Below are 11,222 nucleotides of genomic sequence, written 5' to 3'. Positions count from 1 at the left end.
GCGAGATGTTCCGCATCGCCGACGGCGAGCCCCTCGGCTACGACGACCCCGACGTGCGCGGACACTCCATCGAGTTCCGGATCAACGCCGAGGACGCCGGCCGCAACTTCCTCCCCGCACCCGGCACCCTGACCCGCTGGCAGGTCCCGTCGGGACCCGGGGTCCGGCTGGACGCCGGCTACACCGAGGGCGAGACGGTGCCCGGCGCCTACGACTCGCTGCTGGCCAAGCTCATCGTCACCGGCCGGGACCGCACGCAGGCCTTCGAACGCGCGCGCAGAGCCCTCGCCGAGTTCACGGTCGAGGGCATGCCCACGGTGATCCCGTTCCATCGCGCCGTGCTCGGCGACCCCGCGTTCGTGGGGGACGGCCGGTCGTTCGCCGTCCACACCAGATGGATGGAGACCGAGTTCCACAACACCATCGCCCCGTACGAGGGAGCGACCGAGACCGCGGAGCCGGCCGAGCGGGAACGCCTGGTCGTCGAGGTCGGCGGCAAGCGCCTGGAGGTCGTCCTCCCCGCCGGGCTGGGCGTCCAGCGGCAGCCGACCGGCAACGGGAACGGGCGCGCGGCGAGCCCGAGGCGCGCCGCCCGGGCGAGGCAGGGTGCCGCCGCGAGCGGTGACGCGGTGACCTCCCCGATGCAGGGGACCATCGTCAAGGTGGCCGTGGAGGACGGCGCGACGGTCGCCAAGGGGGACCTCGTCGTCGTGCTCGAAGCCATGAAGATGGAGCAACCCCTCACCGCACACAAATCCGGCACCGTGACAGCCCTGTCCGCCACCGTCGGCGCCACCCTCACCGCAGGCTCCGTGATCTGCGAGATCAAGGACTGATGCCCTGACCCCCCCTCGCCCCCCGGCCTATTCTTAAATTTCAGGTAGCTGAGTTAACTCAATTGTCCGAGAGGACTCATCATGCTGAGCGTCGACATGGAGACCTTCGGCGGCTACCGCCTCGCAGATTCGACTGGCACGTGGCCCGGCCGGGAGTGCGTCAGCGTCCCGGATCCGCAGGAGCGGCTGGCCTTCCTCGGCGCGGCCGCTGCGCGCAACCCGCACGCGTCCGTCGTCCTCGGCCAGGTGGTCAGGACGGGAGAGACACTGCCGGTCGGCGGCGCGCTCGATCTGGAGTCCTTCGCCTACTCCACCCGCACCCCGACGGGGAAGGTGCGCAAGAACGAACTCCGGACCCGCCCGCGCACCCTCTGATCACAGGGGCTCCGGCTCATCCCTTGGACCGTCCGGGGTGATCCTCAGCCGGAGCTGCTCCTCCTCGATGATCTGGCGGGCCAGTGCCCGTTCGGAGATGTCCACGGCGTCGGTGCTGGACTCCGCCAGGTCGCTGCGCCGGGCATAGGCGTCGAACAGCGCCGTCTTGGCGCTCAGGATCTCGAGCATGCGCTGGTCGACCGTGTCCACGGTGAGGAGCCGGTGCACCTGCACCTTGCGCACCTGGCCCATCCGGTGGGCGCGTGCCACGGCCTGGGTCTCCATGCTCGGCTTGACCTGCGGCTCGCACAGGATCACGACAGAGGCGGCCTGCAGGTTCAGTCCCACTCCGCCCGCCTGGATCTGGCTGAGCAGGACGGCGTGCCCCCTGACGCCGGAGTACCCGTCCACGACCCGCTGACGCCGGACAGGGGGGAGGTCGCCGGAGATCGGTCCGTGCGCCCGCCCTCGCAAGGCGGCCTGGACGGCGGCGAGCACGTCGCGGAAGTAGGAGAAGATAACCACCTTGAGCCCGTTGGCCTGCGCGTCCTCGACCAGTTCGAGCAGCCGCTTCAACTTGGCCGAGGTGTCGGGAGCCGCGTAGGCGGCACGGCGCAATTGACGTAGTGCGCCTCGTCGACCACGAGCATGTCCACCGTGACCGTGGCGGGGTTCTCCAGCCGGTAGAGGGAGTCCATGGTGGCCACGGCCACGCCGCCCCGCCGGATCCACTCCGCCTGGGCGGCCGCGCGGTCGGCCCCGTGCAACGGGTAGGCGTTCAGGGTGCTGCGCGACTCGATCTCGCGGATCCAGTTGACCAGCACGCTCGCCGGGCAGACGACCAGGAAATGGTCGCCGCCCTTCGCTTTGAGATGCGCCAGAGCGGCGATGGCCTCGATCGACTTGCCCAGGCCCATCTCGTCGCCGAGGATCACGCGGCGCTGGGCGAGCGCGAAGCGGGCGCCGAAGGCCTGGTAGCCGCGCAGGGACACCCTGCGATGGGTGTCGTCGAGCTCCTGGGCGTTGACCTTCGCGGCCAGGTCGGCGGGCAGGAGCCCCTGGTCCACCGGAATGGGCTCCCCGGCCAGCTCGGCGAGCACGCCGTAGTACTCGGGGGAGCGGAACTCGAAGTCGGTCCACGCCTCGAACTCCGGCGCCGGTGGGCGGAGCAGGTCGGTGGTGACCTGGGTGATCAGGAGCCGGATGTCGCGGGCGCCGTCCAGTAGGCGCGCCATCGTCGCCAGCGCCTCGCGGGCCCGGTCGCGGCGCTCGGAACCGGCGAACAGCATCCGCAGCCGCCCGCGCGCCGGGCGCGCGTCCGCGAGCAGTGGTGCGAGCCGCTCGTCCAGGTCGCGTGCGATGTCGCGGGCGCGGGGGAGGTCGGGGCCGGCGTCCACCAGCCGGTGGAGCGCGATCACCAGGTCGGTGGTCTTCGGGTCGCGCCACTCGACGTCGATGCGGATGCCGGCGGCCTCTTCGGCCGCCTGCGCGATCTCGCCGGCCGCCGCGTGCATCTGCCGCGCGGTGTGCGCGCCGATTCCCGGAAGCAGTTGCAGCTGGTACGGCGAGGTCTCCAGAACCTGCAGGACCGTCGTGTAACCGGCCTTCTCGAGGAGGCCGACGCGGAGCCGGCCGTCGGTCACGTCCTTGAGGCGGGTGACGGGTATCGCGCCGAGCTCGGCCTTGGCCAGTTCGGAGCGGAGCGCCCCGAGCGCCCGCCCGGCCTCCTGGTGGACCTCGGCGTACTCGCCGAGCAACGTCCGGGCGCTGGAGAGAAGAAGCTCGGCGTCGCGGCAGAGGGCGTCCGCTTCGCGGGTGGTCAGCTGTCCGCCCTCCAGCCTCGCCACGCTCACGTCCTCGCCGTTCCACCGTCATCGCCGACCGAGTCGAGGGTATCGATCGATCCCCGATAACGGTATCGGTCGGCGATGACGGTATCCGTGAGCCCGCTACGAGGCCACCGGAGGCGTCTTCGAAGCCGGCTGGTCCGTCGCCGGGGGGATGGGGAAGTTGTGGCGGAAGACGTTGTGCGGGTCGTAGGCGGCCTTGATCTGGCGCAGGCGGCGCAGGGTCGGGGGCGGGAAGGCCTTGGCCAGGGAGCCGTCGTCGGGGTGTGACTCGAAGCTCAGGTAGACGGCGTCCACGCCGAGCCGCTCCCATGCCTGGTCGGCGCGGGCGTGCCGGGACTCGTTCACGACCGCGGTCAGGGAGAAGTTCTGCGTGCGGTGGGCGTAGGCGGTGGCGTCCGGGGCGACGTCGTTGACCGCGCCGCCGACCGAGCGCACCTGGAACATGCCGGCGTCGCCGGCCGCGAACAGGTCGGCCACCACTGCCGAGGTGGTGCCGTCCAGGTGGTCGACCAGGGCGGAGCGGCTGCGCAGGCGGGCCTGGCCGTGGTGCCGGTTGTGGTGCGGCGCGACGATCGCGGCGTAGGGGGCGAGCTGGGCCTGCTGCTGCAGCACGGGGGCCGGCTCCAGGAACGGCTCGATAGCCGCGACGGCCGCGCCGGTGTCGTCGCCGGCCCACACGATGAGGCTCTGCGCGAGGACGGGGTTGGCGGCCTGGCCGGGGAACATCGACAGGAAGGCCGTCAGCCGCCGTGGGCTGTCCTCGACCAGCCGGCCCCACGCCTGGAGGAACGCGGCGGTGTCCGAGGCGTCGTGCAGCAGGGCCGCGAAGACGACGTCGCCCACTTCCATGGCCTCGATGTCGAAGGAGGTGGCGATGCCCATGTTGCCGCCCGCGCCGCGCAGCGCCCAGAACAGGTCGGGGTGCTGCCCGGCGTCGGCGCGGACGATCCGCCCGTCGGCCAGGACGACCTCGGCGCCCACGACGTGGTCGATGGTCAGCCCGTAGAAGCGTCCGAGGAATCCCTGGCCGCCCGCGGTCGCGAGGCCGCCGACGCCCACGTCCCCGTAGTCGCCGGAGCTGATGGCGAGCCCGTGCGGCGCGAGGGCCTCGGCGACCTCTCCCCAGCGGGCGCCGGCGCCGACCCGCACCAGCCGCCGCTCGCGGTGGAGCACCTCGACGGCGTTCATCGCGCGGACGTCGACGACGATGCCGCCGTCGTTGGTCGAGCGCCCGCTGATGCCGTGCCCGCCGCTGCGCACCGACATCGGCACGTCCTGGCGCCGCGCGAACGCCAGGGCGTCGGCCACCTGGCTCGGCGTGGAGGGGCGCAGTACCAGGCCGGGGGAGCCGGACCACACGTAGGAGGAGCGCACGCTCTCGTAGGCGCGGTCGCCGGGTTCGACGGCCTCGGCGGCCAGCGATCCGGGCAGCGCGTCGTAGTCGATCCCGGTACGCCGCAGCGCGAGCGCGCGCGCCGGACGCGCCGGGCCTGTGGCGCTGCCACTGCCGATGGAGGAGCGCTCGGCGGCGACGGCCTCGCGCAGGGCGGGGGCGACCTCCTGGGCGAAGATCTGGATCGCCTCCGGGTCGTCGGAGCCGAGGATGAACGTGCTGACGCCCTCCTGGAGCGCGAAGGGCAGCAGCTGCTCCACCCAGGTGGCGGCGGGGCCCTGCAGCAGGCCGCCGCCGGACCCGCGGAAGTCCGCGCCCGTGAGGTTGAGCAACCGGCGGATCTCGCGCGGGTCGCGTCCCGCCTCGGCCGCCGCCTCGTCGATGATCTTGTTGCCCGTGGGGAGGTCCTCGGGCTGGAGGTAGCCGAGGGAGGGCAGCCAGCCGTCGGCCTTCGCGCCGACCAGGCGCAGCATGCGGGGCTTGTACGCGCCGAGCCAGATCGGCACCTCGTGCGCGGGGGCGGGGCCGCGCTTGGCGCCGTGGACGGAGTAGTGGTCGCCGTCCACCCGCAGCACGCGGCGCTCGTCGGCGTCCCACACGCCGCGGATCACGTCGATGGCCTCGCTCAGCGCCTCCACGCTCTGTGCGGGGGTGAGCCGCCGGCCGCCCATGGCCTCGATCGCGTCCCAGAAGGCCCCCGCGCCCAGGCCGAGCTCGATGCGCCCGCCGGAGAGCAGGTCAAGGCTGGCCACGGAGCGCGCCAGCACGGCCGGCGGGCGCAACGGCAGGTTGAGGACGTTGCCGGCGAGGTGCACGCGTTCGGTCCTGGCGGCCACCCAGCTCAGCAGCGTCCAGGTGTCCAGGAATCCGTGCTGGTAGGGGTGGTCCTGGAAGGTGACGAGGTCCAGGCCCGCCTGCTCGCTCAGCCGGGCGAGGTCGACCGGCGCCTCGGGACGGCGGTTCTGCGGGGTGATGAACGACCCGAACCGCAGATCGTGACCATAGTCGGGCATGAGCTCCTCCACCAGAAATAGTAGACATATCAACCATACCGCCTTTGGGTGACGTATCAACCTCCCTGACGTAAGGTGGGACCATGACCGTCCAGCAGCCACCGGCGAGCGCCCGCACGCCGGACCTGGACGTGTGGCGGAGCTACACCACCGTCCACGCGCAGCTCGCCAGCCACCTCGCCCGCGAGCTCACCCGGGCCACCGGCCTGTCCGAGGCCGACTACCAGATCCTCGACGCCCTCCTCGACGCCCCGGGCGCGCGCATGAGGGCGCTGGAGCTGCGCTGGGCGCTGCAATGGGAGAAGAGCCGGCTGTCCCACCAGGTCGCCCGCATGAGCGCGCGCGGCCTGCTCGAACGCGTCGCCTGCACCGAGGACGCCCGCGGCTGGGACATCTCGCTCACCGTCGCCGGCCGTGAGGCCGCCGTGCGCGCGCGGCAGGTCCGGGAGGAGTCCGTCCGGGGTTTCGTCCTCGAGACGCTCGGCACCGACCGCATGGCGCACCTCGCCGAGGTCGCCGCCCTGCTGTCCGACCGGCTCGCCCGCGCCGCCGAGGAGGACCCCGCCTGCCGCGCCGAACGCGCCGCCGCCTACCCGGACGAGGCCGCGCGGACCCGCTGACCGGCCGCCGGTCGCACCCCGTGGCCCGAGGAGTCATCGTTCAACGTGGTGGTCCACGAGGCAGCCATCGCCCTCACATTGCTCCTGATGTGGGCGTGGCATTTGACGACAAATCCTAGCGATCTTGCCTCTGCGCGGCGTCGGGAGTGACGGGCGTGAAGAAGTTGATCAGATTCCCGTCGGGGTCCCGGAAGAGGAGGGAGCGGTTGCCCCACGGCATCGTGGTCGGCTTCTGGACGAACTCGCAGCCGAGGGGCGTCAGACGCCGGTATTCCGCGTCGACGTCGGCCACGCGGAATTCGGTGATCACCGTGCGGTTGGCGGCCGGTCGGGCGGAGTCGGCGCCGAACAGTGCCACGGTGCGGCTGCAGGACGGTGGTACCTGACCGGCGCCGACCCGGCCGGGGGGGAGGTACGCACCTTCCGGCTGGACCGGATCGCCGCCATGACCGTGCAGTCCGGCTCGTTCGTCGTCCCGGCAGAATTCGACCCGGTGGCCACAGTGCTGGACAGCCTCGCACACACGCCCTGGACCCACGATGTGTCGCTGCGGATCCGCGACAGCGTCCAGCACATTCGCAGCCACCTCCCGGCCGAAATCGCCACCCTGTCCACGATCCCGGCCACGGCCACACCCGACGACGCCAACCGGGCCGACACAGGCGACACCCGCCCCGACGGCTCAAACGGCCCCGCGGCAGCCGACGAACGCACCGGATGGGTCCACGTCCGGATTCGAGCCGAACGGCTGGACTGGATTCCCCCCCGTACTCGCCGCTCTGGACCGTCCGTTCGTCATCGAACACCCCGCCGCCCTGCGCGATCTCGTGCGCGCGCTGGCCCGCCGCCTCGACGAGCACGCCGCTGCCGACGGACTTGCCCGCCCGATCAGGTGACTGTCTGGCTCTCGGTTAGGCCGAGGACGGCGCGGTAGAACAGCACGGCCTCGTCGAAGTGGTGCCAGGGCTGGGTCAGCGCCACATGGCGATGGACGTGCGCATGCCGTTCTCCCGGGTTCAGGCGGCGACGAGATCGGTCAGGTGGGCGAGCATCCGTTCGGCGTCGGGCTCGATGCCGGTGAAGAGGTGGAAGGCGTGCGCGGCCTGGAAGACCACCATGCCGCCTCCGTCGAGCGTGCGGCAGCCGAGCCTGCGCGCGTTCCGCAGCAGTTCGGTCTCCAGCGGGCGGTAGACGACGTCGGTGACCCACAGGCCGGGATGCAGCAGCTCGACCGGCACCGGCGTCCCCGGGTAGGCCGCCATCCCCGCCGGGGTGGCGTTGACCAGCCCGTCCGCGCCGTCGAGCAGGCGGCCCGCCTCGGCGAGGGACACGGCGCCGGCGCGCCCGGCGCCGAAGCGCCGCCCGAGCTCGGCGGCCAGCGACTCCGCCCGCTCCGGCAGCGCGTCGGCGAGGACGACGTGGTCGGCGCCGAGCGTCAGCAGCGCGTGCCCGACCGCCGCTCCCGCGCCCCCCGCCCCGATCTGCACGATCCTGCGGGTCGCCGCGTCCGGCAGCCCCCGTGCGAACGACCGGGCGAACCCGGTCCAGTCGGTGTTGTGCCCGATGGCACGCTCCCCGTCGAAGGTCACGGTGTTGACCGCGCCGAGCGTCTCGGCGTCCGGTGACAGCTCGCCGAGGTGCTCGATGACCGTCTGCTTGCACGGGTGGGTGATGTTGAGCCCGGTGTAGCCGAGCCGGCGCGCCGTCCGCACCAGGTCACCGGCCGCGGCCGGGCCGAGGCCCAGCCGCGCGATGTCGATGACCCGGTAGAGGTAACGGAGACCGTGGTGGTCGGCCTCCCGCTCGTGCAGGGCGGGGCTGAGGGACGGGCCGACGCCCGAGCCGATCAGGCCGATCAGGTGGGAGGCCATCCTTGCCTTCTTCTCCAGCAACCGGGACAGATGGGTGGGGGTCCGTTCGGGTCAGGCGGGCGCTTCCGCCGGCGCTCCCTTCGCCGGCTTCATACCCAGCCGCTCGGTCGGGATGCGGTACGTCTCCCGCGCGGTCGCCGCGGCGATGACGGGAATTGCGCACAGGACGGCCGCCAGCACCGCGACTCCCTGCCAGTTTGTGCCGTCGGGGCCGGCGATCGAGGCCGCGAAGGTGGCGGAGAACCCGGCGATGGCGTAGCCGATCTGGGTTCCGATCGCCACGCCCGACAGCCGGACGGGCGTGGAGAACATCTCGCCGTAGAACGCCGGCTGGAGTCCGTTGGCCGCGCTGCCGACGACCCCGAGCAGCAGGACGCCGACGATGAAGATGAGCGCGTAACCGCCCAAGGAGATCACCCACAGGTAGGCGACCATCAGCACGGCGCAGCCGGCCGTGCCGAAGATGAACACCGGCCTGCGCCCGATCCGGTCCGACAGCGTGGCCCACAGGGGATGGCCGCCAGGGCCACGGTGTTGGCCAGGACGCTCACCCACAGCAGGGCGGACCTGTCCAGCTTGATGGTGTTGACGGCGAAGGACAGGGCCCAGACCCCGTCCAGGTCGCGGAACAGGCCGCGCCACAGCCTGCCGTATTCGGCCTCCTCGGCGAGCTGGCGGGTCAGAGGCGGCGACTGAGGTCTCCCGGCCAAGGGCCGAGCACGGTCGGGGCGAGGCGGGTGCGGTGCCAGGTGGGGGTGCCGAAGAGGTGGGCGGAGGAGTGGGCGCGCTTGAAGTACAGGTGCGCCTCGTGCTCCCAGGTGAAGCCGATGCCGCCGTGCAGCTGGACGGTCTCGGCGGCGACGGCCGAGAACGCCTCGGCGCAGTACGCCTGGGCGGTCGACGCGCGCACGGCCAGGTCGGGGGCGTCCTCGGCGAGGGCGCGGGCGGCGTCGTAGCTGAGCGACCGGGCCGACTCGACCAGCACGTACAGGTCGGCCAGCCGGTGCTTGACCGCCTGGAACGAGCCGATCGGCCGGCCGAACTGCTCCCGGGTCTTCACGTACTGGACGGTCATCTCCAGGCAGCGCGCGGCGCCGCCGAGCTGTTCGGCGCTGAGCGCGGTGGCGGCCACCGCGAGCAGCCGTTCACAGACGCGGTCGCCGTCGGTGCTGAGCAGCCGCGCGGGGGCGGCCTGGAAGGTCACGCGGGCCTGCGGCCTGGTCCGGTCGAGCGTCACCAGCGGCTCGACCCGCACGCCCGGAGCTGACGGCTCGACGGCGTAGACGGCGAGGTCGCCGTCCCGTGTCCGCGCGGGCACGATGAACAGATCGGCCCGTGCCCCATCCAGCACATACTCCTTGACCCCGACCAGCTCCGCCGCCGGCTCCCTGACCCCGACCAGCTCCGCCGCCGGTTCTCTGCCCCCAGCCGGCTCTGCTGTCCGTTCCCTGGTCGCGGTCGGCTCACCGTCCGTCGCGAGGGTCCGGATCGCGGCCGGGTCCCAGGTTCCGTTCTCGGCCCAGGCGAGGGCGCCGACGAGGGTGCCGTCGGCGAGGCCGGGGAGCGGGGCGGTCGTCCCGCAGGCGAGCAGGGCCTGGGTGGCGAGGACCGCCGAGCCGAGGTAGGGCACCGAGGTGAGGGCGCGGCCCAGTTCCTCGCACACGATGTGGGTCTCGGCCGGTGTGCAGCCCGCCCCGCCGTACTCCTCGGGTACGGCGAGCCCGAAGGCGCCGACCTGCCCGGCGAGCAGCCGCCAGGCACCCTCGTCGTAGCCCGGCACACCGTCGGCCGCGGGCCGTGCCGGGGGGTTGCGCTCGAGAAGAGCACGGACGGTACGCCGCAACTCCTCCTGCTCGTCAGTCACGATCATGGCGGTCCCAGGGTAGTTCGGCGGAGCGTTCCCTCGCTATTATCTAACAACCGTTTGGTAGAGTGCCAGGCGTGAAGCCGAACGAGACCTACCGGGCCGAGGTGCGGGGCTGGTTGGAGGAGAATCTGTCGGGCGAGTTCGCGGGGGCGCGGGGGCTTGGGGGGCCCGGCCGCGAGCACGAGGCGTTCGACGTCCGCCTGGCCTGGGAGCGGCACATGGCGGCGGCCGGCTGGACCTGCCTGGGCTGGCCCGAGCGATACGGCGGCCGGGGCGCGAGCGTCGAGGAGCAGGTCGTCTTCCACGAAGAGTACGCGCTGGCCAGGGCGCCCGCCCGGGTGAACCACATCGGCGAGAACCTGCTCGGCCCGACGATCATCGCGTTCGGCACCGATGAGCAGCGCGCCCGTTTCCTGCCGCCGATCGTCGCGGCCGAGGAGCTGTGGTGCCAGGGCTACTCCGAGCCTGGCGCCGGCTCCGACCTCGCGAACGTCCAGACCCGCGCGGAACTCGTCGATGACCATGGGGCCGTCGGCGGGCAGGGTGGCGGCCGTGCGGCAGGGAGCGAGCGGGATGGTGGTGGCGGGTCGGTTGGTGGGCAGGGTGGCGGCCCACGGTCGGTCGGTGGGCTGGACGGTGGGGAGGAGGGCGGGCGGTGGCGGGTCAGTGGGCAGAAGGTGTGGACTTCGCTGGCCATGGAGGCCGACTGGTGCTTCGTGCTGTGCCGCACCGAGCCGGGATCCGCGCGTCACCACGGGCTGTCCTACCTTCTGGTGCCGATGCGGCAGGACGGGGTGGACATCAGGCCCATCGTCCAGATGACCGGGACCAGCGAGTTCAACGAGGTCTTCTTCGACGGCGCGGTCACCGGCGCGGCCAACATCATCGGCGCCCCCGGCGACGGCTGGAAGATCGCCATGGCCACCCTGGGCTTCGAGCGCGGCGTGGCCACCCTCGGCCAGCAGGTGGGCTTCCGCCGCGAGCTGGAAGGGATCATCGCGCTGGCCCGCGAGACCGGCGCCCTCGACGACCCGCTGCTGCGCGACCGGCTCGTCCGCTCCTGGATCGGGCTGGAGGCCATGCGGCTCAACGCCGTGCGCACCATGGCGGGCATCGCCGCCGGCGCGCCGGGCCCGGAGTCGTCCATCTCCAAGCTGGTCTGGGGCACCTGGCACCGGGAGCTGGGTGAGCTGGCCATGGACGTGCTCGGCGCCGCCGGGATGATCGCCGACGGGCCGCCGTACGACCTGAGCGACGAGCAGCGGCTGTATCTGTTCTCCCGCGCGGACACGATCTACGCGGGCTCCAACGAGATCCAGCGCAACATCATCGCCGAACGCGTCCTCGGCCTACCCCGCGAGATCCGTCCCTGACCTCCCCGCCGCCGTCTCCCGTCC

General features: G+C 72.4%; 10 protein-coding genes and 2 pseudogenes. 5 read left to right on the top strand and 7 right to left on the bottom strand.

Features of this window, described 5'->3' with window-relative positions; translation table 11 throughout:
- A partial coding sequence (locus MYF83_RS30400; RefSeq protein WP_308201522.1) for a biotin/lipoyl-containing protein occupies positions 1-836 on the top strand: 836 nt, incomplete at its 5' end.
- Between the two features lie 81 nt (positions 837-917).
- On the top strand, positions 918-1,211 hold the full coding sequence (locus MYF83_RS30395; RefSeq protein ID WP_248964173.1) for a hypothetical protein: 294 nt from the start codon (positions 918-920) through the stop codon (positions 1,209-1,211).
- Here MYF83_RS30395 and MYF83_RS30390 read toward each other — a convergent pair whose 3' ends face one another.
- The 3 genes from MYF83_RS30390 to MYF83_RS30380 all read right to left on the bottom strand — a co-directional run bounded on the left by MYF83_RS30390 (position 1,212) and on the right by MYF83_RS30380 (position 5,467).
- Positions 1,212-1,829, bottom strand: a complete 618-nt coding sequence (locus MYF83_RS30390; RefSeq protein WP_248964172.1) for a C-terminal helicase domain-containing protein — start codon at positions 1,827-1,829, stop codon at positions 1,212-1,214. It lies immediately after the preceding gene.
- Positions 1,784-3,058: an SNF2-related protein gene (locus MYF83_RS30385; RefSeq protein ID WP_248964171.1), complete on the bottom strand. Its 1,275-nt coding sequence runs from the start codon at positions 3,056-3,058 to the stop codon at positions 1,784-1,786. Before MYF83_RS30385 ends, MYF83_RS30390 begins: the two co-directional genes overlap by 46 nt.
- A gap of 102 nt (positions 3,059-3,160) precedes the next feature.
- Entirely contained in the window at positions 3,161-5,467 is a 2,307-nt protein-coding gene (locus tag MYF83_RS30380) for an LLM class flavin-dependent oxidoreductase (RefSeq protein WP_248964170.1), read from the bottom strand.
- An 83-nt stretch (positions 5,468-5,550) separates the two neighbouring features.
- Here MYF83_RS30380 and MYF83_RS30375 point away from each other — a divergent pair, with 83 nt between their 5' ends.
- On the top strand, positions 5,551-6,087 hold the full coding sequence (locus tag MYF83_RS30375) for a MarR family winged helix-turn-helix transcriptional regulator (protein ID WP_248964169.1): 537 nt from the start codon (positions 5,551-5,553) through the stop codon (positions 6,085-6,087).
- Positions 6,088-6,202: 115 nt separating this feature from the next.
- Here MYF83_RS30375 and MYF83_RS30370 read toward each other — a convergent pair.
- Positions 6,203-6,454 (bottom strand): annotated as a pseudogene (locus tag MYF83_RS30370) (VOC family protein); the annotation flags it as partial.
- Between the two features lie 12 nt (positions 6,455-6,466).
- On the opposite strand from MYF83_RS30370, the pseudogene MYF83_RS44800 reads away from it, so the two are divergent.
- A pseudogene (locus tag MYF83_RS44800) lies at positions 6,467-6,529 on the top strand (hypothetical protein); the annotation flags it as partial.
- 574 nt (positions 6,530-7,103) lie between these two features.
- Here MYF83_RS44800 and MYF83_RS30365 read toward each other — a convergent pair.
- The 3 genes from MYF83_RS30365 to MYF83_RS30355 form a co-directional block, all read right to left on the bottom strand.
- On the bottom strand, positions 7,104-7,958 hold the full coding sequence (locus MYF83_RS30365) for a shikimate dehydrogenase (protein WP_248964167.1): 855 nt from the start codon (positions 7,956-7,958) through the stop codon (positions 7,104-7,106).
- 51 nt (positions 7,959-8,009) lie between these two features.
- A complete protein-coding gene (locus tag MYF83_RS30360; protein ID WP_248964166.1) occupies positions 8,010-8,513 on the bottom strand; it encodes an MFS transporter in 504 nt (167 codons plus the stop codon).
- 124 nt (positions 8,514-8,637) lie between these two features.
- On the bottom strand, positions 8,638-9,828 hold the full coding sequence (locus tag MYF83_RS30355; RefSeq protein WP_248964165.1) for an acyl-CoA dehydrogenase family protein: 1,191 nt from the start codon (positions 9,826-9,828) through the stop codon (positions 8,638-8,640).
- 71 nt (positions 9,829-9,899) lie between these two features.
- Here MYF83_RS30355 and MYF83_RS30350 point away from each other — a divergent pair, with 71 nt between their 5' ends.
- Positions 9,900-11,198 carry an acyl-CoA dehydrogenase family protein gene (locus MYF83_RS30350; protein WP_248964164.1) on the top strand — a complete coding sequence of 433 codons (1,299 nt, stop codon included), beginning with the start codon at positions 9,900-9,902 and terminating at the stop codon, positions 11,196-11,198.
- The last annotated feature ends 24 nt before the right edge of the window (positions 11,199-11,222 follow it).

The sequence above is a fragment of the Sphaerisporangium perillae genome (assembly GCF_023276435.1).
Lineage (GTDB): Bacteria > Actinomycetota > Actinomycetes > Streptosporangiales > Streptosporangiaceae > Sphaerisporangium > Sphaerisporangium perillae.
The sequence above is the reverse complement of the archived record's forward strand: the minus strand, read 5'-3'. Positions and strand labels throughout refer to the sequence as shown.

Bases quoted from the DNA above. Each gene is read 5' to 3' on its own strand.
- MYF83_RS30395 (WP_248964173.1), top strand. From the start codon at position 918: ATGCTGAGCGTCGACATGGAGACCTTCGGCGGCTACCGCCTCGCAGAT.
- MYF83_RS30380 (WP_248964170.1), bottom strand. From the start codon at position 5,467: ATGCCCGACTATGGTCACGATCTGCGGTTCGGGTCGTTCATCACCCCG.
- MYF83_RS30375 (WP_248964169.1), top strand. From the start codon at position 5,551: ATGACCGTCCAGCAGCCACCGGCGAGCGCCCGCACGCCGGACCTGGAC.
- MYF83_RS30365 (WP_248964167.1), bottom strand. From the start codon at position 7,958: ATGGCCTCCCACCTGATCGGCCTGATCGGCTCGGGCGTCGGCCCGTCC.
- MYF83_RS30355 (WP_248964165.1), bottom strand. From the start codon at position 9,828: ATGATCGTGACTGACGAGCAGGAGGAGTTGCGGCGTACCGTCCGTGCT.